The organism is Erythrobacter sp. Alg231-14, assembly GCF_900149685.1.
Taxonomy (GTDB): Bacteria; Pseudomonadota; Alphaproteobacteria; order Sphingomonadales; family Sphingomonadaceae; genus Erythrobacter.
Map to the genome: position 1 here is coordinate 125,471 of NZ_LT702999.1, position 26,020 is coordinate 151,490.

Consider the following 26,020-nt stretch of genomic DNA (forward strand, 5'->3'; position numbering starts at 1 on the left):
GGAGCATCCTCCAACACCATGTGGGGCGGCCGCTTCGCCGAAGGGCCTAGCGCGATCATGCGCGAAATCAATGCCTCGATCCCATTTGACAAGATCTTGTGGCGCGAGGACATCCGCGCATCAAAGGCGCATGTGGCGATGCTGGGCGCTCAAGGGATTGTGTCCGCCGACGATGCCGCCACGATCACCGCCGGGCTGGATCAGATTGCGGGCGAATACGAACGCGATGGCGTTCCCGAGGATTGGGACCTCGAAGATATTCATATGACGGTCGAGGCGCGCCTTACCGAAATCATCGGCCCTGTCGCCGGGCGCCTGCACACCGCGCGCAGCCGAAACGACCAGGTCGCGACCGATTTCCGCCTTTGGGTTCGAACGGCCAATGGTCGGGCAATTGCCGGGCTTAACGCATTGCGCGCCGCATTGGTGGAACGCGCAGGCGAACACGCCGATACGATCATGCCCGGCTTCACCCATTTGCAGACCGCTCAGCCGGTGACGCTGGGACATCATCTTTTGGCGTATTTTGAAATGCTAGGCCGCGATGTTGCTCGGTTCGAAGCGGCCCAAGAGCGTTTGGATCAATGTCCATTGGGGTCGGCGGCATTGGCGGGAACGGGCTTCCCAATTGATCGCGACGCCACGGCGCACGCCCTTGGTTTTGCGGAACCGACGCGCAATTCGCTGGATGCGGTATCGGACCGTGATTTTGCGCTCGATTACCTTATGGCGACGAGCCAATGCGCGATCCACCTTTCCCGATTGGCAGAAGAATTGATCCTTTGGGCCAGCCAACCGTTTGGGTTCGCCTCCTTGCCCGATAGCCTATCGACCGGATCATCGATTATGCCGCAAAAACGCAATCCGGATGCCGCCGAATTGGTGCGTGGCCATTCAGGGCGGATCATTGGCGCGTGCACATCGTTGATGATCACGATGAAGGGTCTGCCTTTGGCTTACTCAAAGGACATGCAGGATGACAAACCGCCGGTTTTTGAAGCCGCTGGCCTGTTCGATCTTTCGGTGGCGGCGATGATTGGCATGATAGCCCAAACAACGTTTAAATCCGACCGTATGCGTGCCGCCGCCCAAGCGGGACATGCAACCGCCACGGATTTGGCCGATTGGTTGGTGCGAGAAGCGGACATACCGTTCCGCGAAGCGCACCATATCACCGGCGAAGCGGTCAAGCTTGCCGATACGAAACACTGCTCACTTGAAGAATTGGCCTTGGCCGATCTGCAGGCGATCGATGCGCGCATTGATGACAGCGTCTACCGAGCCCTATCGATCGAGGCATCGGTTGCATCCCGCAGATCCTATGGCGGGACCGCCCCCGATCAGGTAAAGCAGCGCGTGAACGAAGCCATGGACGTGTTGAACGCGGCCGCTGAAAGGGATCAATGATGCGTATTGCTTTGGTAGTATTCGCGGCGCTCGCGACCACGGCTTGTGGTGCACGTACAGGTCTTGAGCCGCAGGCCGGCGCCAGTTTGCCGCAACCCACGTATGGTGAACAACAGAGCCCCGATGCAGAACAGCTGCTTGAGCTTGGTGCTTTGGCCGCGCCCGAACGCAGCGTAGAATTGCGTCGCCGATCCGAAGAACGCGAAGACGATCCGTTCGACCTTCCGCCCGAATAACCCCTTTATCAAAGACCGATCCCAATGGACCATTTTGAAATCCGAAACGGCGTGATGCACGCCGAAGATGTTGCTCTGCCGGACATCGCAGACGCGGTTGGTACACCTGTTTATGTTTATTCGCGCGCGACATTGGAACGCCACGCCCGTGTGTTCAGAGACGCGTTGAGCGACGTGCCCGAAAAACTGATCGCCTTTGCGGTTAAGTCCAATCCAAACCTCGCGGTTCTCAAAGTGCTCCAACAACAAGGGTATGGCGCAGATGTCGTGTCGGTTGGCGAAATGCGACGCGCCTTGGCCGCCGGTATTGCGCCCGAGAAAATCGTGTTTTCCGGCGTGGGCAAAACCGGCATTGAGATGAAAGCCGCGTTGGAGGCCGGGATCGGTCAATTCAACATTGAAAGCGAAGAAGAAGGCCTAGAATTGGCGGAGATCGCCGAAGCCATGGGCCGGACCGCGCACTGCGCTTTGCGGATCAACCCGGATGTTGATGCGGGCACGCATGACAAAATCTCCACCGGTAAAGCCGACAACAAATTTGGTGTTCCGATTGACGAGGCAGGCCAGATTTTTGGCAAACTCGCCGGTCAACCTGGCGTAAATCTGCGCGGCGTCGCCGTCCATATCGGCAGCCAATTGGGCGATCTTGCCCCGTTGGAGCGGGCGTTTGAGAAACTCGGCGCGTTGGTCGTCGCCCTACGCGGGGCCGGTCACACGATCACGCATGTCGATCTGGGCGGTGGATTGGGTGTCCCCTATCGCAAGGAAGACGTGATGCCGCCCCCCGCTGATTACGGGGCAATGGTCGCTCGAGTGACAAAGGATTGGGGCGTTGCTTTGATCTTTGAACCAGGCCGCGTGATCGCGGGGAATGCCGGAGTTTTGTTGACCCGCGTGGTGCGCGTGAAACGGGGTATCAACGATCCGTTCGTAATCGTTGATGCCGCGATGAACGATTTGGCCCGCCCGGCGCTTTATGGTGCGTATCATGATTTCGCGGCGGTTGAACCAAACGGCGCGGACATGACGGCCAACATTGTGGGCCCGATTTGCGAAACAGGCGACACATTCGCGATGGGTCGGACTTGCGACCAATTGAAGACCGGCGACCTTGCAGTGTTCCGCACGGCGGGTGCCTATGGCGCGACCATGGCTTCATCGTACAATTCACGCGGATTTGTTGCGGAGGTTTTGGTGGACGGCGATCGCCATGCGGTCGTCGCAGATCGAATTGACGCCGGTGAGATTATGGACGCCGAACGCGTACCCGATTGGCTTGTATAGAACCGCATATCGATGAGTGAGATCCAGAGCCTTCCCCTGTTCCATAAGATCGCCGGTCAAAGCGTTCTTGTGTTGGGCGATGACGGCGCTGCGGAACCCAAACGCCGTTTGGTTGAACGCGCCGGCGGGGTTGTGGTCGATGATCAAGCGCGCGCGATTGATGAAGGCGTCCGCATCGCCTTTGTCGCGTATGATGATGCCAAGGCGTGCGAAGTCGCAGCAATCAATCTGCGTTGTGCAGGAATGTTGGTGAACGTTGTTGATCGTCCGGACCTTTGCGATTTCACAACGCCAAGCATTTTAGACAGAAACCCTGTTCTGATTGCGGTTGGCACTGGCGGCGCGTCGGCGGGATTGGCGAAGCACTTGCGCTTGCGGTTAGAACGCATCTTGCCGCAATCGCTTGGTCGATTGGCGCAGTCCTTGTTTGCGGCGCGGCCCCAATTGCGAAAACGCTATCCAGACGGTGCGCACCGTCGCCGGGCGATCGATGATGCCCTACGCGAAGGCGGCACGTTGGATGCGCTTAACCCTGCTTCCAATGATCGCGTGGTTGATTGGCTGGCTATGGATGCAAAGCCGCAATCGACCACGATTGTGGAATACACATTAATCAGCGCCGATCCCGAAGATCTAACTCTGAAACAGGCACGGATGTTGGGCGAAGCGGACACAGTCTGTGTGAAAGGCAATATCAGTCCAGATGTCCTCGCGAGGGCCCGCGCCGACGCCCAGCGCATTGTTTGCGACATCGCAAAATGCGACGGGCCAAGTGCTGCCAAACCATCTCGCTGTCAAACGGTGACACAGCCCAATTCGTTGATCGTGATTCTAAACAGCCACACTTAGGCGCACCATCGTACAGCCGCACACAATCACGCGGCGCGCGCGGCGGGGGTTTCCACTTCAAAGAAATAGCGCGACATCGCGTCGGCAGAATTCTCGCTCAATCCGATAAAAGCACGCCGACGGTCCGAAGAATCGGCAACCCGTTCAAACACGCCAGTTTCAACCAATTGTTTGATCCATCGCAGCGCCGTGGTCGCGGGAACCGCCGCCGCAATACACAGCGAAGTGACCGAAACACGGCTGTGTTCGGCATGCGCCGCCGTCAGATCAAGCAGCATATCCCACGCTGGATCGGCAAACATTTCCGCGTCGAAAAACTTGGCTCGCGCCTGACGCCCGGCGATCACCTGACGCACGAGACGCGGATCGGGCAATGGAGGGCGCGCCGAATTGAACCGCGCGGCCTCGCTTTCCACTGTCCCTGTTCCAGCGTCGGCCAATCCTCCGCCCATCCCGAACATAGCGGCATTGCTGACCCCGTCTTTCGCATGGGCACGTAAGGATGCTTGCATCGCCTCAGCACCGGCCGGGTGACCCGACAAACCTTCCAGTTTTTGCGCAATCGCCTCGACCTGACGCGACAGGTGCAACAAATTGAGCCGATCATTCTCGGTCATTTCACGCACGCGTGAATTGGAAACATTGGCTAAGACCCGTCCGGCCGCCAGAACGCGCTCGGCGCGGCTGGGCTGGACCAGGATTTGGGGATCGGATTGGTCCAACGCAGCAAACACATCGTCCAACGCATCAATCGACGTCGATACGATCAATTGCGCACCCGATTGCGCCGCGCGCAGATCAAGCCGGACCAAAGCAGCCAAGGTTGTTGCGTCCATCATTGGACAATCAACCATCACAACATCGCCCAATTGCGTCACGGGCCCTTCGATCAAGTTGGAAACGGGGCCGCCATCGACGGTGCGGAAACCGGCACCGGACAAATCATCGCCAATTTCGGCCCGCATAGAATGTCGATCGGCAAAGATCGCGACACTGGCGGCCAATGCAATGTCGTGATCAGACGCATCCTGAGGGTCCTCTTCGACGGCATCATACGAAAAATCATTGGTCTGATAATCAAGTTGAGTCATGGAATCGCCCCCTATGAAAGTAGAACGAGAGTAGAACAAAAAAGGATCAAGTCAAGATTATCGAAGAAAATATGCCTTTTCCACCGCGTGAATTGAACTTTTGCTGCGCTTTGCACGACTACGTAAGTGATGGCAGATCGCAGACCTTCTTACCACGCCAATCACACGGGCGAATTGTTCGACGAATTGCTTGTCGTCATGATCCAACGCGGCGATCGCAGGGCCTTGGACCGATTGCATCACCGTTGGAACACCCGCCTTTTGCGGGCAGCACGGCGATATTGCGGCGATATCGATGCCGCCGCCGATTTGGTTCAGGACAGTTGGATCGGAATTTGGAAGGGCCTGCCGAATTTGCGCAATCCCGCGCGCTTTCGCAGTTACGCCTTTTCCGTTTTGCACCGGCGTGGGGCCGATCATCTGCGCACGACCATCAAGGAACGCGCGGCGATCCAAGACCACGATGGAGACATTGACGTTGCTGATACCGCGCCGCTCTCTCCGCCGGCTCAATCCGAAAGCGCGGCCATCGCGCAAGCTTTTGCCAAACTGCCACCCGATCAACGTTTGGCCGCGCATTTGCACTATGTCGAAGGGGTCACGTTGAAGGAGATCGCGATGATCCAATCCATCCCCGAAGGCACCGCCAAAAGCCGTCTATTCCATGCTCGCCGCGCGTTGAAAGCGGCCCTAACCGATAATTTCTAAAGGAGAATTTTGATGACCAAGACCGATGACGCCATCGCGCAAGCGTTGAACGCGGATGACCGCGAATTCCTTGAAACACTGGAGGCCGACCGCGGATTGTTCCGTCAACTCGGTGACAGCTGGAAAGGGCCGCTTGGCGGTTGGGCAAAGCTGGTCTTTGCGTTCGCGGTCGTGTTGGGCGGATTGTTGCTCTTCACAATATGGCAGGTGGCTCACACCCGCGATCCGATGGAACACACATTATGGGCGATTGCCGCTTTGGCGGTCTTGATCGTGCAGGGCTTCATCAAGGAATGGATGTTTGCACGCATGAACATGCTCACGATCCTACGCGAAGTAAAACACCTTCAGGTTCAGGTCGCGCTGTTGTCTGAAAAAGACAAATAAAGCGGCGCACCGGCGGGCGCAGTCACGGCCGGATTTCAATCGGCGTTCCGTCGGGCACGATCTGCCACAACTCTTCTATCTGAGCGTTGGTGAGCGCCACACACCCATCGGTCCAATCGCCCCGCATCCGGCCGGAGCGACCGGTGGGTTGGCCGTGGATGAAAATATCCCCGCCGGGCGAACGTCCGTAATATTCGGCAAAGGCGCGATCTTGTCGATTGGGATAGGATATGCGCAGCGACAAATGGAACGAGCTGCGCGGATTGCGAGTGTCGATTGTATAGACGCCCTCTGGCGTTCGCTCATCACCTTGAAACCGTTTGTGGCCCGCCGGTGCGTCGCCAAATTGCAATCCACGATAGGCGCGAATTGGACGACCGCCTTGATACGCGATCAACAAGCGTTCCGATTTATCGATGACCAAATAGTCGGCGACCAGCGGTTGGCCCAACGTATCGCGCGGCACGGCGCGGCTGGCGTAGCGTCCTTGCACTCCGCCCTGAACCACCGGGGGCAAGGATGTCGCAAAAGGTGACGTCATAACGCGCCCATTATTGGGTGCATCGCCGGACAAGTTGGTGGACCCGGCACAGGATGCCAGCATCAAAAATGCAAACAGGGCGACGATCACTCTCATCTCAGAGAGCCTTTTACGCCGCCTTGCGATGGCTCGCAATTGTGTCCCTCGCCTGCCTTACCCTGTGTCCCAGGTCTGGACTGGTTCGGCGCGAAACCCTTAATCTTCGAAAGGGTCCCGCATCAGGATCGTGTCATCCCGCTCTGGGCTGGTGGAAACCAGTGATACGGGGCATTCGATCAACTCTTGAATGCGTTGAATGTACTTAATCGCATTGGCAGGCAGATCAGCGAATGAACGCGCGCCGGCGGTGCTTTCGCTCCACCCTTCCATCTCTTCGTAGATCGGTTCGACGTTGGCCTGGTCTGCGGAATGGCTTGGCAGGTAATCCAACACATTCCCGTTCAAGCGGTATCCAGTGCAGATTTTCACAGTCTCAAACCCGTCGAGGACGTCGATCTTTGTGAGCGCAATCCCCGTCACGCCGGAAACCGAACAGGTTTGCCGCACGATGACCGCATCAAACCAACCCACACGGCGTTTGCGGCCAGTCACCACGCCAAATTCATGACCTTTTTCACCAAGCGTTTGGCCGACTTCATCTTCCAATTCGGTCGGGAATGGTCCGCTGCCGACGCGGGTCGTGTACGCTTTTACAATGCCCAAGACGAAACCGGTGGCGTTGGGACCAAGGCCGGAACCCGATGATGCCGTACCGCTGACCACGTTGGAGCTGGTGACGAAAGGATAGGTTCCGTGATCCACATCCAGCAAGACGCCCTGAGCCCCTTCGAATAGAATTTTGGCGCCCGCTTTACGGATCTTCTTGAGCCGTTTCCAAACAGGCTGCGCAAAGCGGAGCACAAAGGGCGCGATTTCGCGCAGCTCGGCCAACAACGCTTCGCGATCCACCGGCGGTTGGTCAAAACCGGCGCGCAACGCATCGTGATGCGCGCACAAACGGTCCAATTGCGGTTCCAACGCATCCAAGTGCGCAAGATCGCAGACGCGGATTGCGCGGCGGCCCACTTTGTCTTCGTATGCAGGGCCAATGCCTCGCCCTGTCGTACCGATTTTACCTTTGCCCGCCGCCGTTTCGCGCAGCCCGTCCAGATCGCGATGCAACGGCAAGATCAAAGGGCAATTGTCGGCCACGGCAAGATTGTCATCGCTGATCGCGACCCCTTGCCCTTCCAATTTGGCGACTTCATCGCGCAAGGCCCATGGGTCCAACACAACGCCGTTGCCAATGACGCTCATAGTGCCAGACACAATGCCCGATGGCAGAAGGCTCAATTTGTACACATTGCCATCAATGACGAGCGTATGGCCCGCATTGTGTCCGCCCTGAAACCGGACAACAACATCGGCGCGGCTGGCCAGCCAATCGACGATCTTGCCTTTGCCTTCATCGCCCCACTGGGCGCCAATTACGGTGACGTTCGCCATGGTCTTATCGTTCCATTCTGATGCGGTTTGGATTGCACAAACGGCGCGGGCCTAGGCCCTCGCGCGTCCTAGGGCAAGCGCCCGGTCGTCTCGCCCGTGTATGGATGCAGGATGCGCGTCATTTTGACCACCGAAAGCGGTGATCCACCCGTAAAAAAATACGGCCAAACCATTATAATAGCGAGATTCTTGCACCAACCCTGCGACCGCAGAGCCAATCGTGCGATTTTAACAGGAATGATCGCATCAAGATCGGCGCCCGGCATCGGCCCCCAACCCATCCGCCGAGATACATCCCCGGCGGCGCAGCGAGTCCCTAACTCTGGTTTGTCTCTAAACCCGCTCGCGCTCAGTGTTACTCAAATTTCACGCTGGTCACGCTGCACACGTCGATGCGTGTAAACGAAATGTCGCGACCGCTTTCGGTCACAGCGCGGAAGTCAAACAGGCAGGCGCTGGATGAATCGCCCGCATGGACATTCCACTGTTGCCCCGCGGCCAAAACCGACGTGTCGCCCAATTTGTCATCGCCCCAATCGTAGGTCGCGGAATTGGACCAATAGATGAAGTTCAACGCTTCGCCCGTTCGGTTTAGGATCGCAATGTTGCGATTGTACCCATCCGTGCTGATCGTGTCGTCAGGCACATCCACCGCGACCGCAGTGGCTTCATCATTGCCAGACGATTCGGCGACGGCTTCTACTGCCGCGGCAGCAGCCTCTGCCGCCGCAGCAACCGAGTTTGCCGCTGTAGAATTGGGGGATGCTGCACCCCCATATCCAACTTGAAAGACGTTGAAGACGCCGCCCAAATTCTCAACCGACATAGAGAATGTCTCGCACGCATCGCCGCTGGGCGATAATGTGGTGTATGTCACATCGGTCAGGTCATAATCGGAATGAACAACGTCGCCGCTTTCGGACCGGATCAAGTAATCCAAATCGGTGTCGCCGTCCCCTTCGACCGATAGAAACGTTGTTTCACAAACGGGCAAATTGACCAAAACCGTGTCGTTGGCCGGCGCAGTGTATTCGCCGGCACCTTCGCCAACGACGGTGTTGGACGAAGATCTGGCGGCATCAATCGCAATGGGGCTGTTCGATGTTGTCGGTTCAGTCGCCTCTGGAATGTCGGGCGGCGTGTCGAACGACACCGTCAAGACGTTGAAAACATCGCCCAGATTGCTGACGCTCATTTGATAATCGGCGCATTCATTACCCGGATCGACTTCGAATTCGGTTTGATCGGTCAGATCAAAATCGGAATGGACCTGTTCGCCTTCGCTGTCGCTGATGGTGAAATCCAAATCGGTGTCACCATCGCCGCGTGCATAGACCGTCGTGACCGAGCACGTCCGCAACAACACCTTTGTCGCGCCCATTTGGTTGACCCGATATTCGCCCGGACCCGAGACACCGCCCAAATCATCAACACTGGTGATGGCAACGGAGAAGTCGTTGTACACCTCACCCAGATTGGTCACCACCATTTCGAAATTCTCGCATTCCTCCAACGAAGGTGCGAGCGTCGCGTAGGTCACATCGGACAGATCCAGATCGTTGTGAACCGTCCGACCCGATAGGTCGGTGATGGAAAAGTCGAGATCGGTGTCGCCATCGCCGCGCACTTCGACGCGGTTAGCGCCGCAAATCGGCAGATTGATGGTCAGAGCCGAATTGGCCTCGGCCCGGTACTCGCCCGCACCTTCGCCTTCTGCCACGCTGGACGCACCTGATAGACCCGATGCAAGGCTGCTGGTGGGTGCTGTGCCGTCAAAGGCGATTTCACTCACGCCGTCCGGCTCAACAATGACCAAAAATGCGTTGAACTCGTCGCCAAGGTTGCTGACGTCCATTTCAAACGTTTCGCAATCGGACAGCAATCCGGCCAAGGTTGCCGTTGTGACGTCGGTAAGATCGTCGTTTTCGTGCACGACCGCGCCATCAGAATTGCGAACGACAAAATCGAGGTCAGTGTTGCCACCACCGCGAACATTCAATTCGGCTGAGGTCCCACATGCGTTGAATTCGACCGTTTCGCTTTGATTCCCGCCAAGCGCGTATTTCGCGACACGGGTGGATCCTTCGGAGATGGGTTCAAGCACAACTTGGAAGGCGTTGGTTTCATCACCCAAATTGGTCACCGACAGGTTGAACGTGCCGCATCCGCTGCCGCTCTTTTCCACGACGACGCTGAGGTAATCGTCTATCCCTTGGTCGGAATGAACCGAAGCGCCCGAAGGATTTGACACGATGAAATCGAGATCGGTTCCCCCATCCCCCTGCACCGCCAGCTGTGTCTCGGACGAACACAATTCAAGATTGATCTCCACCGAAGAGCTCGGCCCGACCGAATATTCATCAACATTGGCCCGCGCACCCGTAGATGAAATCGCGAGTATTCCAGCAAGTGAATACCCGGCGCAGGCCAAAAGTGATGCATGGTTACGGTTCATGAAAGCCCCCAATAGATGATCAAAAACAGATCGCTGTTGGAAGCTATATGCTTTTGATCGTGAATAACAGCTTGATGACGATTATCGCGTTAGGCGATTGGATAACGCACATTCGCCGCGGCCCGCTTCCTTTGCTGAATCGCGGATTTAGAACGGTTTGATGTCGCCTGCGCTCATAATGTGGGTGCATCCCATTGCGCGCGGGTCCTCATCATCGGAAAGTTGCGCAATGACCCGGTGCCCCTGCCCCCGCGCGGTTTTCGCGGTTTCTGGATCATGTCCAAACGACAGATAAATGCTCCAGCGTGGCAGCTGTTCAATGTGAGACACCTCAGCAACCCGGTCGATGTAGAGGGTAAAGCCGGTTGCCGCCTCATCGCTGCCGCCGATCCGGTACGTTCCACCGCGACCGGCCGCGCCACGCAGCCCTTCTGCGTAGATCGTAAAGCCAAACCAGCTTTGATATTCAAAGCCATAGCGCTCGGTCGGGTCAAGCGTGATCCTCGCCGCATCGCCGACGCTTGCCGCGATCGCTTCCAACCCGTCAAGTCGGGTTGCCAAGGCGCCTCCTGCATCCAATTCGCGCAATTTGCCAAGCGCGTCCGGGAACGGACCGGTTGCATACAGCAGCGGGAGATAAGCCTCACCGCCGACAGCTTTCAATCCGCCAGCGTCCTTGGTGTCGAGCTCTTTGCGGATCGCTTCGACGGTGTCGGCATCCATCGACGTGTCTTCGGCGGCCAAAGTGTCGAGCAGGTCGGGCAATGTGAAGTCGACCGAGATCCCTTTTAGCCCCGCAGCCTTCAGCGCGTTGATCGCCAGCATCACAATTTCGCTGGCCGCGGCAACTGTGTCCGCGCCAATCAATTCGCCGCCCAATTGCAAACGCTCGCGCGCCGGGTCAAGCTGGCTCGCTTTGATAAGCACAGTGTCACCACAATAGGCCAGGCGAAGAGGGCGCAGCGCGTCTTTCATGCTGGTCGCGGCGATCCGTCCGACCTGCGGTGTGATGTCCGAACGCAGCGCGAGTGTTCGCAAGCTGATCGGATCGACAAAGCGGAACATTTTCCGGGTGCTGACACCGCCGCCCGCCGGAGTCATCCGGCTCTCCAACGATTGTTCAAATTCCAGCACGGGCGGACGCACACGGTCGTATCCATGCCCATCCAGCACATCGAGGCAGGCGCGCATCGTGTTGGTGATGCGCGCAGCAGAGGCGGGAAGGCGGTCTTCGAGACCTTCAGGCAGGAGATCAGAGGGTTTTGTCATGTCTGGTGCGCGCTAGAATACAATGATCGCCGCTACAACCGCCGACGCGCCCAAATCGCGTTCGTCGGCGGTTGAACGGGTTGCTCCTTAGAAAGAGAGCGCTTTGACCATTTTTACGCCGTCAAGACCCTCGGCCTCTGCGACCAGATCGCTGCTGGGGGCGTCATCAAGCGACAACAACAACACCGCTTCGCCGCCTGCGTCGCGGCGGCCAAGGTTGAACGTGCCAATATTGATGTTCTGACTGCCCAACAATGTACCGATGCGGCCGATAAAGCCGGGTTTGTCATCGTTCACGACATACAACATGTGTCCGGCCAGATCGGCTTCGATACCGATGCCAAAAATTTCGACCAGACGCGGCGCGTCTTTGCCGAACAATGTGCCCGCAACCGAACGGGTGCCTTGATCCGTTTCAACCGACACGCGGATCAATGTGTTGTACGCGCCTTCGCGTGTTTGGCGGATTTCGCTCACCTCTAGGCCGCGCTCTTTCGCCAGATACGGCGCGTTGACCATGTTCACCGTGTCGGAATACCGGCGCATAAATCCGGCCAGCACGGCACCTGTAATCGGTTTGCCGTTCAATTCCGATGCGGCGCCTTCGCGTTCGATGCTGATCTTGGTCAAATTGCCATGCGCAAGTTGACCGACAAGGCTCCCGAGTTTTTCGGCAAGCGCCATGTAAGGCTTAAGCTTGGGCGCTTCTTCTGCGGAAAGCGATGGCATGTTGAGCGCGTTGGTCACGCCGCCATTGACCAGATAATCGGCCATTTGTTCGGCCACTTGCAATGCGACATTGACCTGAGCTTCGGTGGTCGATGCGCCAAGATGCGGAGTGCAGATAAAGTTTGGTGCGCCGAACAATGGGTTTTCCTTGGCCGGTTCTTGGGCAAACACATCCAATGCCGCACCAGCAACCTGACCGCTTTCAAGGCAGTCTTTCAACGCCGCTTCATCAATCAAACCGCCGCGTGCGCAATTGACGATGCGAATGCCGGGTTTCGCATTTTCCAACCGTTCGCGGCTCAAAATATTGCGAGTTTCATCCGTCAACGGCGTGTGAAGCGATACGAAATCAGCACGGCTCAAAAGCGTGTCGAGGTCGACTTTTTCAACGCCCATTTCAACGGCGCGATCTTCGGTCAAGAAAGGATCGTAAGCGATCACTTTCATTTTCAACCCTTGGGCGCGGCTGGCAAAGATAGAGCCGATATTGCCTGCTCCGATCAAGCCAACGGTCTTCCCGGTGACTTCGACGCCCATAAAGTCTTTCTTGGGCCATTCGCCGTTCTGCGTGCGGGCGTTCGCAGCAGGGATCATCCGCGCAACGGCCATGGTCATGGCGATTGCATGTTCGGCCGTGGTGATCGAATTGCCAAATGGCGTGTTCATCACGACCACACCTTTGCCGCTGGCATAGGGGATATCGACATTGTCCACGCCGATCCCGGCGCGGCCAATCACTTTCAGATTGGTCGCCGCATCAAGGATAGCAGGAGTAACCGTGGTCGAGCTGCGGATCGCAAGCCCATGATATTCGCCAATGCGCGCGGTCAGTTCTTCGGCGTTTTCGCCGGTGATGACATCGACGTCGCAACCGCGTTCTTCAAAAATGCGAGCAGCGTTGGGGTCCATCTTATCAGAAATCAGAACCCGTGGTTTGATGGGAGAATTGCTCATCGTAAATTCCTTCGGATCAGCCGGGCGCGCCGATCATAGATCATAGCGCGGATGGGCTGGATAATTTTCGTTGAAAAGCGGCGGCCCGGACCCCGAAATGGGTCACGCAATGCGTTCCGGGCCGCGCCGTTAATTAGCCGTTCTTGACGGTTTCGTAGGCCCACTCAATCCAAGGCAAGAGGCGCTTGATATCCTCTTGCTCTAGAGTGCCGCCGCACCAAATGCGCAACGATGGCGGGGCATCGCGATAGCCGTTGAAATCGTATCCAACATGCCGTTCTTCGAGCATCTTGACGATTTTCTTGGGCACTGCGGCCTGTTCATCGGCGGAAAGGCTATCGTACCATTCGCCTTGGAACATCATGCACACGCCGGTGTTCGTGCGCTGCGCCGGGTCGGCAACCATATTGCGCAGCCACGGGGTGGATTCGATCCAATCCTTGACGATGTTCGCATTGGCGGTTGCGCGATCGAACATGGCCTGGCGCCCGCCGATCGATTTCGCCCATTCCAAGGCAGCGATGTAATCTTCGGTGGCGAGCAACGATGGCGTGTTGATGGTTGCGCCTTCGAAAATGCCTTTGTTGATCTTGTCGCCTTTTTTGATTCGGAACAGCTTTGGCAGAGGCCAAGACGGATTGTAGCTTTCGATCCGTTCCACCGCCTTGGGTGACAGGATCAGCATGCCGTGTTGCGCTTCTGAGCCCATCACTTTCTGCCAGCTAAACGTGGTTGCATCGAGCTTTGCCCAATCCATTTCCATTGCGAAAATGGCGCTGGTCGCGTCGTTGATCGTGATCCCTTCGCGGCCTGGCTCTAACCAATCGGTGTTGGGGATCATCGCGCCCGATGTCGTGCCGTTCCATGTGAACACCACGTCATTGTCTTGTGGGATGGAGGCAAGATCAGGGATTTCACCATAATCGGCGGACAATGTCGTCAAGTTGGGCAGCTTAAGCTGCTTCACCGCGTCTTGGATCCAGACATTGCCAAAGCTTTCCCATGCGGCAACCGTTGCCGGGCGCGCGGGATCGAGCATGGTCCACATCGCCGCTTCGAGAGCGCCGGTGTCCGATGCAGGCATGATGCCGACCAGATAGTCGTCGGGAACACCAAGCAATTCGCGCGTTAGGTCAATCGCATATTTCAGGCGACCTTTTGCCAGCGCCGAACGGTGCGAACGACCGAGCGAATCGGTTTGTAATTTTTCAAGAGACCATCCGGGGAACTTTACAGTCGGGCCGGATGAAAATTGCGGACGCGCAGGTTTGAGCGCCGGTACAGCGGGTAGTTCAGTCATGTATTCTCTCCTTACAGAGAGCTCGCGCGGCGTTGGGACCGCGTGGCCCGGGAGCGTCTCTAGTCCCGGCAGATGACAAGTCAATGAACGAGCGTGAATTCTTATCCCATTGCCGCAATCCATCACTCGCATTCTCGGGCGCGCTCGCCTAAAAGCAGGGGCAATGGAAACATCCGACCTTCGCATCGCCCTGTTTAGTGGCAATTACAATTACACCCGAGATGGGGCGAATCAGGCGTTGAATCGCTTGGTCGGCTCACTTTTGGGTAAAGGCGCCGCTGTGCGCGTCTATTCCCCCACCACCAACGAACCCGATTTTCCGCCGACCGGCGATCTGATCGGCGTGCCCAATGTGCGCATGCCGGTAAAGGGGCGCGGAGAATACCGCATGCCAACCCATCTGGGCGCAAAGGTGCGGCGGGATTTGGAGAGATTCAAACCCAACATCGTCCATTTGTCGTCGCCTGATCCATCCGGTCACGCCGCCCTTAGATGGGCCCAAGACCACGACATCCCGGTTCTATCTTCGGTTCATACAAGGTTTGAAACCTACCCGCGCTACTACAAGCTCGCATTTCTGGAGCCTTTGGTGGTCCGGCTTTTGCGGCGTTTTTACAATCGTTGCGACGCCTTGGTCGCGCCGTCGCAAAGCATGATCGACGAATTGTTGGCCATGGATATGCACGACGATATCGGCCTTTGGACACGCGGCGTTGATCGCACGGTTTTCTCTAGCGAACGACGCGATTTGGAATGGCGCCGGTCGCTCGGCCTTGCAGATGACGATGTGGCGATCGTGTTCTTAGGACGGCTGGTGATGGAAAAAGGCCTCGATGTATTTGCCGAAACCATCGTCCAATTGCGCAAACGCCAAGTGCCGCACAAAGTCCTGGTCATCGGCGATGGACCGGCGCGCGGATGGTTCGAAGATGCGTTGCCCGGCGGCATTTTCGCCGGCTTCAAAACCGGCGCGGATCTGGGTCAAGCCTTGGCCAGCGGTGACATATTCTTCAATCCATCGGTCACAGAGACTTTCGGGAACGTGACATTGGAAGCGATGGCATGCGGCCTACCTGTGGTGGCGGCGGGCGCAACCGGCGCATCCAGCTTGGTCAATGATGGCGTCACCGGCCGGCTCATCCCACTTTCGGGCAAAGGCGCGAACGCTGCCCCCGATAGCGAGGGATTGGCAGAGGCGATCGCGCCGTACTGCACTGATCCGGCATTGCGCATGGCCCACGGTCACGCAGGCGAAGAACGCAGCCATGAATACAGTTGGGAAGCGATCAATCAGGTCGTGGCGGACATGTATGTCCGGCTCATCAACGACCGGCGCGCGTTGCAAGAAGCGGAAAGCGCTGTGGCTGTATCCGGCTGATACGCCGACCGTAAAACGCGCATTGTTGGCAATGTGATGAAGGGACCCCGATCGGGCCTAGGCCGGTCACGACTGGCCTAGGCCCGATCAGGTCCGTTCAAAGCCCTTAGGATAGGACGCCTGCGCGTTTCATCCGACTGGCATAAAAAAACAGGCCAATTGTGATGATCCAAATCAACGCCGCGAACAGGTCTTGCCCGGTCGTTTGCATGGATTCAGGCAGCGTGCTGGCGATGCGTTGATACGCTGTCGTCCCGACTAATCCGACAATCGAAATACCAAACAACCAAACGGCCCATTTGCTGCGCAACAACAACGCCGCCGATCCGAAAAAGCATCCCCACACCCCCAACGCCCATACGGCGACGGCCCATGTTGGGAAGCTGTAGAAATATTCCAGCTCTTCGGGAGAAAAGCCCATATCCCCGAGTTGGCCCAGCTCTGTGAGGGTGTAACTTACGACACCGCCCAGATTCCAAAGCAGCGATACAATACCGACCACCCATAGGTGCCACGGCGTTTTTGATTGACCCAGAATTGTGTTCATTGTGTCCGTCCCCGATACGGCGCGACCCGTCCGAATAGGGGGAACCTGTCAGAACATCGGAAGCGGGGCAAGTCGAAGCATGCCCCGCCCCTTATCTGGAACATCCTTTGGCTTCCTTACAAACGCTCAATCCGCTTGGCGACTTCATCAATAATGTCGACGATTTCATCCATGGCGTTTTTGTCAAGCTTCCCACTGCGGGCGCGGTTTTTAAGGACCGTGGCAAGGTTGCCCATGGCGCGAAACAGGTCCGGCGATTTCACCTTTTCTGCGCGTTCGCCGTGTTTACCCAAACGGCCCATCAACGCATCCACTTCGTCTTTGCGTTCTTCGAGTTCGGCCGTGCCCTCATCGGTTGCTTTGAAGGGCTTCTTCGCGTCCTTCGATTTGGCCTCTGCGATCTTTCCTTCGTCGGCCAACAATTGCAGCGTCGGATACACCGCTCCGGGGCTGGGTGCGTAGTCACCGCCGGTCATTTCTTCGATCGCTTTGATCAATTCATAACCGTGGCGCTCCTCTTCCGCGATCAACGCCAACAGGGCGAGCCGCAATTCACCGGCGCCAAACATACGGCCTCTGCGTTTGCGTCCGCCCGCCGATCCACCGCCGGGGCCGCCGCGCGATCCACCAAAGCCGCCGTGCATATCGTCGCTCCAATCCGATCCCCAATTGGCGGATGACGCCATCATTGCGATCATTGGGCCCATTTTGTCCCAGCCCCCGGCCCAATTGTTGGCCGAACGGCGGGAATATCTGCGGTGTTTCTGCCAAGTCATTGCTTGTCTCCTGTGATCTTTGTTCCATCGATCAGTCCCTTTGAAGATACTCTTTTCATATCTTCGATAGATCAAAGATATATCTTAAAAACGAATCCACAAGTGCCGAATGGTATTTTCTGACCAGTCGCCTATTCCATCGGACGAATGGCAGATTTGTTTGGAGATGATGCCCCGGATCACACTTCGGGCGCGGCGGATGACCGGTTTGGCGACGAGGCGATGGCGGATCGCCCGTTGGCCGATCAATTGCGGCCAAAGAACCTTGGCGAAGTGATCGGGCAAGAGCATTTGACCGGTCCAACAGGCGCGATCGGCCGCATGGTTGCAGCGGGGAAGTTGGCCAGCATTATCCTTTGGGGGCCGCCGGGCACGGGTAAAACCAGCATCGCCCGATTGCTCGCCAACAGCGTCGGCATGCGATTTGTTTCTATCAGCGCGGTTTTCTCAGGCGTTGCCGATCTCAAAAAAGCCTTCGCCGAAGCCGACAAGATGGCCAAAGCCGGGCAAAAGACACTTTTGTTCGTGGATGAGATCCACCGGTTCAACCGCGCCCAACAAGACGGCTTTTTGCCGTTCGTCGAACGAGGCACGGTCACATTGGTCGGCGCGACGACCGAAAATCCTAGCTTTGCCCTCAACGCTGCGTTGTTGAGCCGAGCGCAGGTCTTAATCCTTGAACGGTTGAATGCAGACGCGTTGAACGCGTTGTTGACCCGCGCCGAAACGTTGAAAGGGCCTCTGCCTCTTACGGCTGATGCACGCTCCGCCTTGATCGCGAGCGCGGATGGCGATGGTCGCTTTGCCTTGGGTCAGGCGGAAACATTGTACAACGCGGCCCTCACCGAACCGTTGGATCCGGCGGCTTTGGGCGCATTTTTGCAAAGACGCGTTGCGGTCTACGACAAGGATCGCGACGGCCACTACAATTTGATCAGCGCGCTGCACAAATCTCTGCGCGGGTCCGATCCTCAGGCGGCCTTGTATTATATGGCACGGATGCTGACCGCGGGCGAAGAGCCGCTTTATGTCCTTCGGCGGTTGGTGCGGTTTGCATCCGAAGACATCGGATTGGCCGATCCGAACGCTTTAACCCAATGTTTGGCGGCCAAAGACGCCTATGAATTCTTAGGCAGTCCCGAAGGCGAATTGGCCATCGTTCAGGCCTGCCTTTATCTCGCCACCGCCCCCAAATCCAACGCCGCATATGCAGCACAGAAAGCGTCGTTTAAAGCCGCTCGTGAGACCGGCAGCTTGATGCCGCCCGCCAACATACTGAACGCGCCGACACAATTGATGAAAGACATCGGTTATGGCGACGGTTACGCTTATGATCACAACACCGATACTGGGTTTTCCGGCGACAATTACTGGCCCGATGGCATGGCACCGATGACGTTTTACGAACCGGTGGAGCGCGGCTTTGAACGCAAAGTGCGCGAACGTATCGCTTATTGGGATAAGCTTAGGACGGAACGGGAAGCGTGAGAAAATTCGATCATTTCCTTGCCATTGATTGGTCCGGTGCTCGCGGTGAGCGGCACAAGGGCATCGCGCTCGCCATTGCCGAAGCCGAAGGCGGGCCACCGGTTCTGGTTCAAGCGCCATCGGGCGGATGGTCGCGCACCGAAGTGATGGGTTTGTTGCGCGACGATTTACCGGCGAACACATTGGTCGGCGCGGATTTGGGCATCTCGTTACCGTTCAACGATTGCGGGGCGTTCTTTCCCGGTTGGGACGCCAGCCCCACCCACGCCAAGAAGTTGTGGGCCATGATCGATGAAATCTGCGCCGACGATCCGCATTTGGGCGCGCAGAGCTTTGTTTCGCACCCCTTCGCATCGCGATATTTCCGGCATGGCAAGGATGACGAAGGCGATTGCTTCCTATTGCCTGATGCCATCACGAAAGAAGGCCGCTTTCGCGAAGCCGAAATCGCACAGCGGCGTCAGAAGTGCCGTCCGGTGAGCAATTTCAACCTTGTCGGCGCGGCGCAAGTCGGCAAATCGTCTTTGACCGGCATGCGCATGCTGCATCAATTGCGCGGAGATTTGGCGGTGTGGCCGATGGATCCAGTGCCCGATCGGCGCGCGGTCCAAGGTGGCTCTATGCTGGTTGAAATCTACACAGGGCTAGCTTCAAAAGAGGCCGCCGCCATGAGTGGGTCACGCACCAAAATGTTGACCTATGCCGATTTGAACGTCGCGTTGGAGGCGTTGGGCAGCCCGCCCGTGCGCGAATATGGCGAAATCGATGATCATTCTTCCGACGCTTTGTTAACGGCGGCCTGGATGCGCAAAGCGGCACCAGATGAGAAACGGTGGAGCCCGCGTTTTTTAACCGCAGAAATCGCATGGACCGAAGGTTGGACATTCGGCGCGATGTGACCGCCCGCAATTAATACAGATTCGTAGGATCGCGGCGTTCTTTCTTGTAACCCGTGCTGCGCAATTCGTTGAGCATAGCTTCGCGTTTGTGATCAAGTTGAGGGGTCGCGGGACGCGGTTCTTGATCCTGCATGCGTACGCCTTCTGGGCCGCGAACAGGCCCACGAATCATTTCCAAAGTTTCCAAATTGCGTTCGTTGACCATGCCGGGGATCAAAATACTGTCTGCCAACCACCAGAACAGCGTCACAATGAACCCGATGCCCGTCAGCGTTAGGATGAGTTGAGCAGCGGCCGACTTTGTTTTGCCTGCATAAAATCGATGTCCTCCAAACCAGCCTGTGAACAACCAGAAGAGATAGGCGACGCCTTTCGACTTCCGATTCCGTTCAAAAACCATCTGTTTGTGTATGTCGTCGTCCATTACCCATCCCTTGAATCTGGTCGAAGATGTATCTTAGAACACTCCAAATTCAAGCCTCAATGGCGCGAAACGCAACTGCAATCGACAAAAAGCCAAAGCCAATATGTCGAACTACATGGTGGGCGATGCAAAACTGGTCTGGACAAGCGGTACCCTTTGCGGCTAGCGGGCATTTCGCTTGCGAAAACGCAGGCAAAAATGGGCCGGCTTAGCTCAGTTGGTAGAGCAGTTGATTTGTAATCATCAGGCCGCGCGTTCGAATCGTGCAGCCGGCACCATTTTTGATTTGAGAAATCCATCCAGCGGATGGCTTTCTGTCAATAACCCCAAGCGTAAGCGACGGGATGACCCCAAAACCAAAATCAGTTATCGTCCTTCGCCCAGCAAGCGCGTAACGTGCGCCAAGCATGATCCGACGTGCCCATCCTGTGTCGTTCCAAACCGGCAGCGAAGCCGCCCACACTTGAGATTTGCTCGAGACGCCGCTAGTCCAGTTGCAAAATACAACTGTTCTGGAGAGAGCCGATGCTAGCCACACCCCTTACCCTGCCATGCGGCGCGGTCATGCCAAACCGTATTGCCAAGGCGGCGATGACCGAAGGATTGGCCACACCCGATGGCCGGCCCACACCAGCGTTGGAGCGGCTCTACGGTCTTTGGTCCGATGGTGGATCAGGCATGCTGCTAACCGGCAATGTGATCGTCGACAAGGATCATTTGGAGCGGCCCGGCAATGTCATCATTGATCGGGAACCCGATGCAGATATGGCCGCACGGCTGAAAAGCTGGGCCAAAGCGGGGACGCGCGGCGGCAACCATCTCTGGGCGCAGATCAGCCATGGGGGACGCCAGACACAAAAATTGGTCAACCCCGCGCCCAAATCGTCTTCCAACGTGACCCTCGCCCTGCCCGGTGGCCAGTTTGCAAAGCCAACCCCACTGACCACTGATGAGATTACCGATCTCGTTGCGCGTTGGGCCATGGCATCAAAGGCGTTGCAGGATGCAGGGTTCACCGGCGTTCAGGTGCATGGGGCCCATGGCTATCTGATATCTCAATTCCTATCCCCACGCGTGAACCTGCGCACCGATGAATATGGCGGCAGTCTTGAAAACCGCGCCCGGTTCCTACGCGAAATCGTCGCCGCCGTGCGCGCTGCCGTTGGCCCGACTTTCCCGATCTCCGTCAAACTCAACAGCGCCGATTTCCAAAAAGGCGGCTTTGATTTTGAAGACAGCCTGAAGGTGGTCAAATGGCTGGAGGAAGATACGGTTGATTTGATCGAAATTTCCGGCGGCACATATGAACAACCCAAATTGATGGGCGTCGAAGGGATGGAAGCCGAAGAAGCGCAGAATGTTGCCCCTTCCACCGCCGCGCGAGAGGCGTATTTCGTCGATTTCGCTCAGGCGATGCAGGCCCATGTCAACGTGCCGTTGATGGTCACGGGTGGATTTCGCAGCCGAGCTGCGATGGAACAGGCATTGGATCAAGGGGCCGCCGATGTGATCGGCATTGGCCGTCCGATGTGCCTGATCACCGATGCGCCCAAGCAATTGATTGAAGGCCGCGATGATCTGCCGCGTTATGAGGACAATCTTGACGTGATCCCCGGTTGGTTGAGCTTTCTAAAGCGCTTTCAGACGGTCAAAGCGATCAATGGCTTTGCCGGCATTTATTGGTTTTACGAACAGCTTTGGACGTTGGGCCATGACGGTACAGTCGATGAAAGCGTGCCGCCATTCAAAGCGTTCCGCACAGTCGACGCGCGCACCAAGGATATCCAGCGGCAGAGGGGTTAATCGACCGGGGACGCGCGCCCTGCAAAAGCAGACTTTCTAGGCAGGTTGTTCAACAGCCGGATCATCTCCGATCGCCAATGTTGCCGTTTGGCCAAACACCAAACGGTTGACGATCAACGACACCGCCACGGATAGAATCAGTGTGACCGCCATTCCGTGAATGTAATGCGCGGGCTCCCAAACCATACTCCAAAAAGCGTAGAAACCGACCCCAGCGACCACGCCGACCATTGATGCGGCGGCTTTCACATTGCGAAACGCCAGCCCAACGATAAACGCCGACAGGATCGGCATGGATAGCAATCCGTAGAGCTGCTGAACCGTGTTGATCAGGCTTTCCTGACTGGCGAAAAACGGCACCAGCGCCAGCGCCAGCACGCTCATCACAACCGACACGATTGCGCCCAGCCGCCCCACACTCTTTGTCTTACCCACATACGCTTCGTGCATGTCGCACACATAAAGCGCGGCCGACGCGTTGAGGATCGAATTGAACGTCGTCAGAACCGCCGCAAACAGGGCCGCGGCAAATGCGCCCGAAAGCCACATCGGCAGCACTTCGGCCACGATCCGGCCATAGGCGCCGTCTTGCGGGACATCGCCGAACAATTTGTACGATACGATCCCCGGCACCACCACGATAAGCGGCACGATCAACAAACGGATGCCCGCCGCCGCCATGACGCCTTTTTGTGCCTCTTTCACGGTGGGAGAGGCCATCGCGCGCTGTGTGATCGTCTGATTGGTGGACCAATAGAACGTTTGGATAAAGATCATGCCGGTCAACAATGTGTGCCACGGAATGTCGGAATCGTTGTCACCCACCAATGTGAGGCGCTCGGCTGGAATGCCGCTAAGGTCGAAATTGACGGCCCGTAAGGCAAGGAACACCACCACCAAGGCGAGGCTTAGGATAAGAACCCCCGAATAGGTGTCCGAGACCGCCACAGCCCGCAGGCCGCCGAAAATCGCGTAAGCCGCGCCGATAACGGCAAGGATGACAGAGAAGAGCAGCAAGTTCTGTAGCCCCTCATCCATACCCAACATCGACAGGAAAAACTTCGATCCGCCATAAAGGATCGCGGGCAGGAAAATAAACAGATTGCCAGCCAAAAACAGCAAGCTGATCAACGCGCGAATATGTTTGTCGCCGTATTTTTTCTGAAGCAGTTCCGTCGTAGTGGTGCAGTTGTTTTTGTAATAAACCGGAAGAAAAACAAAGGCTAAGATAAACAAGCCCACCACCGCTGCAAATTCCCACCACGCGACCAGCAGCATTTGATTGCCGTTCATGCTGACCAGTTGATCGGTCGACAGATTGGTCAAGGTGATAGAGCCAGCGACGAAATACCAAGCCAGCCCGCCATTGGCGAGAAAGTAGTCTTTCTCATCCCCCGCGCCGCTGCCCCGCGCGGCGCCCTTGCCCCGGCAATGCATATAAGTGGCAAAGGCAATCATTGCAGTGATGGTCAGGAATACTGCGACCTGAATAATGCTCATTATTGGTGTTCCCTCACCCGGATTGTTTTGCGCATTCTTATAAACGCATCGTTGACGCGCTTGACGCTCACCCCTCTCTTTCAACTTCGCCACCTCTCGGCAAGGGCGCATGCCGAGAAATGGTCCAGAAATGACGCCGAACCTTGGGGCTGGTTACGGATGCGCACAGGTAGTCGAGCGATTGAGTCAGACAAATTGTCCGAAACAATTGAGGCCGTTTCGCGTGATTAAGCGGGCGATGTTCGATAATGGCGGGTATGGCGGCGCCGGTTTGAGAAATATGAGCAAGTGATAGGACGGTTTGAACCCGATGAACCATTCGAGCGACAACACCCCAGCCGGCGAGAACGCAGCGAGCGCTGCATACTACGAATTGCGCGCCGCCGGGACATTTCTGGCGATCGAAGCGACCCCATCGCACCGACCGATTATCGTTTATGCCGGACCGGATATCGCCGGGGCCACCGCTTCGGATCTGACCCTGCTCTCCAGCAGCCAACATGCACCCGGCAGCGCATCTGTTCCAGTTCCTGCGTCGATTATGAATGAATTGGGCGGCGGTATGTCGGGTCCGGCGGGTTTCACCGGGCACCGCGATGGCCGCGATTGGGAAGTGTATCTGCGCGTCGCCAATGTCGAAACACACGACAGCAATCGCATCATCATTCACTGCGAAGACGCCCGATTGAGATTGGCCGCCACCCACACATTCACCATCGATCCGGCCACCGGCATTTTGACGGCGAACACTCAGATCGAAAACCTCAGCGATGCAATCTTCGAAATCGATTGGTGCGCCGCTCTATGTCTACCCTTCAATCCTGAACTCAGTCGCTTTTTGAGTTTCACCGGGCGATGGTCGGGCGAATTCCACATTGAGGAAATCCCCGCCTTTCAAGGAAGCATCCTGCGCGAGAACACCCGTGGCCGTACCAGCCACGATGTGTTTCCCGGCGGGATCCTGGCTGCACCAGAAACCACTCAAACATCCGGCCCCGCCGCCGCATTCCACCTTGCATGGAGCGGCAATCACCGGATGCGGGTGGATCGACACAATGACGGACGCGGTTTCGTTCAATTGGGCGCATTGAATTGCCCCGGCGAAGTTCGATTGGCCGCGCAGGAAACCTATCGCACGCCCGACATGCTCGTCGCGTGGTCCAACCACGGTTTTAACGGTGCTTCCCATGCGTTTCACGATCACATCGCTGTGAACGCAATCGACGCCCGCAGTCAGACCAAGCCTCGCCCGGTCCATTACAACACATGGGAAGCGGTCTATTTCCTGCATGATGAGGCGACCCTGATCGAATTGGCCGAAAACGCCGCCAAAGTGGGCGCGGAACGGTTCGTGCTGGACGATGGATGGTTTGGTGGGCGCCGCCACGATGCCGCCGGGTTGGGCGATTGGTTCGTGTCGAAAGATGTCTATCCCGACGGATTGCACCCCTTGGTGAATCGGGTGCGGGAATTGGGCATGGAATTTGGCCTTTGGTTTGAACCGGAAATGGTCAATCCCGATAGCGACCTTTACCGCGCGCATCCCGATTGGGTTTTGCACGCGAGCGGCGTCGATGCCGTGCCGTTTCGCGGTCAAATGACGCTCGATCTGACGAAAGACGCGGTGTTCGATTATTTGTTCAGTGCGATTGGCGATTGCGTGACCGAATACGCGATCGATTACATCAAATGGGACATGAATCGCGACACCCATCACCCCGCCAGCGATGGCGTGTTGAGCGGCGGAAGAGCGGCAATGCATCACCAAACAGAGGCGGTGTATCGATTGATGCGAGCGTTGCGCGACGCGCATCCTCAACTTGAAATTGAAAGTTGTTCTTCGGGCGGTGCGCGCGCCGATTTTGGCGTCTTGCGCCACACTGACCGCGTATGGACATCCGACAACAACGACGCGCGACAACGGCAAGTGATCCAACGCGGTGCGTCTCACTTCTTCCCATTGCGTGTCTTGGGCAGCCATGTGGGGCCCAAACGGTGTCATATCACTGGGCGGCGATTCACTATGGCGTTCCGCGTGGCGACGGCCGTGTTTGGTCACATGGGGATGGAGCTGGATTTACGTCAGGAAAACCCCGCCGACCTCGCCGTGTTGAAAGCCGGCATTGCGCTCTATAAAAACCATCGGGCATTGATCCATCACGGGCGGTTTTGGCGGCTCGACACAACGCCGGAAACCAATGCCGTGGGTTGTGTATCGACGGATCACAAAGAGGCGCTGTTCTCTTACGCAAAATTGGACACCGAGGTTGCAACGCATCCACGCCGGCTGCGTTTCGTGGGGCTGGACCCGGCGATGCAATATCGCATCCGCATCGTCTGGCCCGATCGCAATCCATCGATCAGCACGCCGTCCATCATTGATGCGGTCGATTTGATGGGGGATGGCGCGGTGTTCTCTGGGTCGACATTGATGGAGTTTGGTGTTGTGCCCCCGTTGATTTTCCCTGACACGTGCCTGTTCTATCATCTCAAATCCGAGGACTAGAGCT

General features: G+C 57.0%; 22 protein-coding genes and 1 tRNA gene. 12 read left to right on the forward strand and 11 right to left on the reverse strand.

The annotated features are described in order from the left end of the window. Positions 1-18: 18 nt before the first annotated feature. From argH to BQ8290_RS00645, 4 genes are read left to right on the forward strand one after another with little or no spacing between them, the layout of a single operon-like run. Positions 19-1,407, forward strand: a complete 1,389-nt coding sequence (argH, locus tag BQ8290_RS00630) for an argininosuccinate lyase (protein WP_108786734.1) — start codon at positions 19-21, stop codon at positions 1,405-1,407. Continuing rightward, positions 1,407-1,643 carry a hypothetical protein gene (locus BQ8290_RS00635; protein ID WP_108791677.1) on the forward strand — a complete coding sequence of 79 codons (237 nt, stop codon included), beginning with the start codon at positions 1,407-1,409 and terminating at the stop codon, positions 1,641-1,643. Before argH ends, BQ8290_RS00635 begins: the two co-directional genes overlap by 1 nt. 24 nt (positions 1,644-1,667) lie before the next feature. Then, entirely contained in the window at positions 1,668-2,927 is a 1,260-nt protein-coding gene (gene lysA / locus BQ8290_RS00640) for a diaminopimelate decarboxylase (RefSeq protein ID WP_108786736.1), read from the forward strand. Positions 2,928-2,939: 12 nt separating this feature from the next. Then, on the forward strand, positions 2,940-3,776 hold the full coding sequence (locus BQ8290_RS00645; RefSeq protein WP_108786738.1) for an NAD(P)-dependent oxidoreductase: 837 nt from the start codon (positions 2,940-2,942) through the stop codon (positions 3,774-3,776). 26 nt (positions 3,777-3,802) lie between these two features. Here the strand turns inward: BQ8290_RS00645 and BQ8290_RS00650 are convergent, their stop codons facing one another. Beyond that, complete coding sequence (locus BQ8290_RS00650; RefSeq protein WP_108786740.1) at positions 3,803-4,867, reverse strand: MarR family transcriptional regulator; 1,065 nt, start codon at positions 4,865-4,867, stop codon at positions 3,803-3,805. A 129-nt stretch (positions 4,868-4,996) separates the two neighbouring features. On the opposite strand from BQ8290_RS00650, the gene BQ8290_RS00655 reads away from it, so the two are divergent. Both BQ8290_RS00655 and BQ8290_RS00660 read left to right on the forward strand, forming a co-directional pair. After that, entirely contained in the window at positions 4,997-5,575 is a 579-nt protein-coding gene (locus BQ8290_RS00655; protein WP_108786742.1) for a sigma-70 family RNA polymerase sigma factor, read from the forward strand. Positions 5,576-5,587: 12 nt separating this feature from the next. After that, positions 5,588-5,962: a DUF6768 family protein gene (locus BQ8290_RS00660; RefSeq protein WP_108786744.1), complete on the forward strand. Its 375-nt coding sequence runs from the start codon at positions 5,588-5,590 to the stop codon at positions 5,960-5,962. Between the two features lie 22 nt (positions 5,963-5,984). On the opposite strand, the gene BQ8290_RS00665 is transcribed toward BQ8290_RS00660, so the two are convergent. The 6 genes from BQ8290_RS00665 to BQ8290_RS00695 form a co-directional block, all read right to left on the reverse strand. Then, the gene (locus tag BQ8290_RS00665; protein ID WP_108786746.1) at positions 5,985-6,599 is read right to left on the reverse strand and encodes a L,D-transpeptidase family protein; all 615 of its coding nucleotides are present in this window, start codon (positions 6,597-6,599) and stop codon (positions 5,985-5,987) included. Between the two features lie 99 nt (positions 6,600-6,698). Then, positions 6,699-7,988 (reverse strand): adenylosuccinate synthase, encoded by a 1,290-nt coding sequence (locus BQ8290_RS00670; RefSeq protein ID WP_108786748.1) that lies wholly within the window; start codon positions 7,986-7,988, stop codon positions 6,699-6,701. Positions 7,989-8,343: 355 nt separating this feature from the next. Next, on the reverse strand, positions 8,344-10,443 hold the full coding sequence (locus BQ8290_RS00680; protein WP_108786752.1) for a hypothetical protein: 2,100 nt from the start codon (positions 10,441-10,443) through the stop codon (positions 8,344-8,346). Positions 10,444-10,590: 147 nt separating this feature from the next. Then, the gene (locus BQ8290_RS00685) at positions 10,591-11,712 is read right to left on the reverse strand and encodes an ATP phosphoribosyltransferase regulatory subunit (protein WP_108786754.1); all 1,122 of its coding nucleotides are present in this window, start codon (positions 11,710-11,712) and stop codon (positions 10,591-10,593) included. Between the two features lie 87 nt (positions 11,713-11,799). Next, positions 11,800-13,395, reverse strand: a complete 1,596-nt coding sequence (serA, locus tag BQ8290_RS00690) for a phosphoglycerate dehydrogenase (protein WP_108786756.1) — start codon at positions 13,393-13,395, stop codon at positions 11,800-11,802. Positions 13,396-13,528: 133 nt separating this feature from the next. After that, positions 13,529-14,695, reverse strand: a complete 1,167-nt coding sequence (locus BQ8290_RS00695) for a phosphoserine transaminase (RefSeq protein ID WP_108786758.1) — start codon at positions 14,693-14,695, stop codon at positions 13,529-13,531. A 163-nt stretch (positions 14,696-14,858) separates the two neighbouring features. On the opposite strand from BQ8290_RS00695, the gene BQ8290_RS00700 reads away from it, so the two are divergent. After that, entirely contained in the window at positions 14,859-16,073 is a 1,215-nt protein-coding gene (locus BQ8290_RS00700; protein ID WP_108786760.1) for a glycosyltransferase, read from the forward strand. A 106-nt stretch (positions 16,074-16,179) separates the two neighbouring features. On the opposite strand, the gene BQ8290_RS00705 is transcribed toward BQ8290_RS00700, so the two are convergent. Then, positions 16,180-16,620, reverse strand: coding sequence for a hypothetical protein (locus tag BQ8290_RS00705; RefSeq protein ID WP_108786762.1), 441 nt, complete (start codon positions 16,618-16,620; stop codon positions 16,180-16,182). A 116-nt stretch (positions 16,621-16,736) separates the two neighbouring features. Beyond that, positions 16,737-17,396: a PadR family transcriptional regulator gene (locus BQ8290_RS00710; protein WP_337660873.1), complete on the reverse strand. Its 660-nt coding sequence runs from the start codon at positions 17,394-17,396 to the stop codon at positions 16,737-16,739. A 147-nt stretch (positions 17,397-17,543) separates the two neighbouring features. Between BQ8290_RS00710 and BQ8290_RS00715 the strand changes: the two genes are divergently transcribed. Both BQ8290_RS00715 and BQ8290_RS00720 read left to right on the forward strand, forming a co-directional pair. Beyond that, the gene (locus BQ8290_RS00715; protein WP_108786764.1) at positions 17,544-18,884 is read left to right on the forward strand and encodes an AAA family ATPase; all 1,341 of its coding nucleotides are present in this window, start codon (positions 17,544-17,546) and stop codon (positions 18,882-18,884) included. Beyond that, the gene (locus BQ8290_RS00720) at positions 18,881-19,783 is read left to right on the forward strand and encodes a hypothetical protein (RefSeq protein WP_108786766.1); all 903 of its coding nucleotides are present in this window, start codon (positions 18,881-18,883) and stop codon (positions 19,781-19,783) included. The genes BQ8290_RS00715 and BQ8290_RS00720 overlap by 4 nt, the downstream gene beginning before the upstream one ends. A 10-nt stretch (positions 19,784-19,793) precedes the next feature. Here BQ8290_RS00720 and BQ8290_RS00725 read toward each other — a convergent pair whose 3' ends face one another. Continuing rightward, positions 19,794-20,207, reverse strand: a complete 414-nt coding sequence (locus BQ8290_RS00725) for an NINE protein (protein WP_108786768.1) — start codon at positions 20,205-20,207, stop codon at positions 19,794-19,796. A 202-nt stretch (positions 20,208-20,409) separates the two neighbouring features. On the opposite strand from BQ8290_RS00725, the gene BQ8290_RS00730 reads away from it, so the two are divergent. After that, a tRNA-Thr gene (locus tag BQ8290_RS00730) sits at positions 20,410-20,485 on the forward strand. Between the two features lie 247 nt (positions 20,486-20,732). Beyond that, positions 20,733-22,010, forward strand: a complete 1,278-nt coding sequence (locus tag BQ8290_RS00735; protein WP_108786770.1) for an oxidoreductase — start codon at positions 20,733-20,735, stop codon at positions 22,008-22,010. 36 nt (positions 22,011-22,046) lie between these two features. Here BQ8290_RS00735 and BQ8290_RS00740 read toward each other — a convergent pair whose 3' ends face one another. After that, positions 22,047-23,510, reverse strand: coding sequence for a sodium:solute symporter family transporter (locus tag BQ8290_RS00740; RefSeq protein ID WP_108786772.1), 1,464 nt, complete (start codon positions 23,508-23,510; stop codon positions 22,047-22,049). 310 nt (positions 23,511-23,820) lie between these two features. Between BQ8290_RS00740 and BQ8290_RS00745 the strand changes: the two genes are divergently transcribed. After that, the gene (locus tag BQ8290_RS00745) at positions 23,821-26,016 is read left to right on the forward strand and encodes an alpha-galactosidase (RefSeq protein WP_108786774.1); all 2,196 of its coding nucleotides are present in this window, start codon (positions 23,821-23,823) and stop codon (positions 26,014-26,016) included. The last annotated feature ends 4 nt before the right edge of the window (positions 26,017-26,020 follow it).

Bases quoted from the DNA above. Each gene is read 5' to 3' on its own strand.
- BQ8290_RS00705 (WP_108786762.1), bottom strand. From the start codon at position 16,620: ATGAACACAATTCTGGGTCAATCAAAAACGCCGTGGCACCTATGGGTG.
- BQ8290_RS00680 (WP_108786752.1), bottom strand. From the start codon at position 10,443: ATGAACCGTAACCATGCATCACTTTTGGCCTGCGCCGGGTATTCACTT.
- BQ8290_RS00735 (WP_108786770.1), top strand. From the start codon at position 20,733: ATGCTAGCCACACCCCTTACCCTGCCATGCGGCGCGGTCATGCCAAAC.
- BQ8290_RS00665 (WP_108786746.1), bottom strand. From the start codon at position 6,599: ATGAGAGTGATCGTCGCCCTGTTTGCATTTTTGATGCTGGCATCCTGT.
- BQ8290_RS00635 (WP_108791677.1), top strand. From the start codon at position 1,407: ATGCGTATTGCTTTGGTAGTATTCGCGGCGCTCGCGACCACGGCTTGT.
- BQ8290_RS00745 (WP_108786774.1), top strand. From the start codon at position 23,821: ATGAACCATTCGAGCGACAACACCCCAGCCGGCGAGAACGCAGCGAGC.
- BQ8290_RS00710 (WP_337660873.1), bottom strand. From the start codon at position 17,396: ATGACTTGGCAGAAACACCGCAGATATTCCCGCCGTTCGGCCAACAAT.
- BQ8290_RS00650 (WP_108786740.1), bottom strand. From the start codon at position 4,867: ATGACTCAACTTGATTATCAGACCAATGATTTTTCGTATGATGCCGTC.
- BQ8290_RS00645 (WP_108786738.1), top strand. From the start codon at position 2,940: ATGAGTGAGATCCAGAGCCTTCCCCTGTTCCATAAGATCGCCGGTCAA.
- BQ8290_RS00715 (WP_108786764.1), top strand. From the start codon at position 17,544: ATGGCAGATTTGTTTGGAGATGATGCCCCGGATCACACTTCGGGCGCG.
- serA (WP_108786756.1), bottom strand. From the start codon at position 13,395: ATGAGCAATTCTCCCATCAAACCACGGGTTCTGATTTCTGATAAGATG.
- BQ8290_RS00740 (WP_108786772.1), bottom strand. From the start codon at position 23,510: ATGAGCATTATTCAGGTCGCAGTATTCCTGACCATCACTGCAATGATT.
- BQ8290_RS00695 (WP_108786758.1), bottom strand. From the start codon at position 14,695: ATGACTGAACTACCCGCTGTACCGGCGCTCAAACCTGCGCGTCCGCAA.
- BQ8290_RS00660 (WP_108786744.1), top strand. From the start codon at position 5,588: ATGACCAAGACCGATGACGCCATCGCGCAAGCGTTGAACGCGGATGAC.
- argH (WP_108786734.1), top strand. From the start codon at position 19: ATGTGGGGCGGCCGCTTCGCCGAAGGGCCTAGCGCGATCATGCGCGAA.
- BQ8290_RS00655 (WP_108786742.1), top strand. From the start codon at position 4,997: ATGGCAGATCGCAGACCTTCTTACCACGCCAATCACACGGGCGAATTG.
- lysA (WP_108786736.1), top strand. From the start codon at position 1,668: ATGGACCATTTTGAAATCCGAAACGGCGTGATGCACGCCGAAGATGTT.
- BQ8290_RS00670 (WP_108786748.1), bottom strand. From the start codon at position 7,988: ATGGCGAACGTCACCGTAATTGGCGCCCAGTGGGGCGATGAAGGCAAA.
- BQ8290_RS00685 (WP_108786754.1), bottom strand. From the start codon at position 11,712: ATGACAAAACCCTCTGATCTCCTGCCTGAAGGTCTCGAAGACCGCCTT.
- BQ8290_RS00700 (WP_108786760.1), top strand. From the start codon at position 14,859: ATGGAAACATCCGACCTTCGCATCGCCCTGTTTAGTGGCAATTACAAT.
- BQ8290_RS00725 (WP_108786768.1), bottom strand. From the start codon at position 20,207: ATGGACGACGACATACACAAACAGATGGTTTTTGAACGGAATCGGAAG.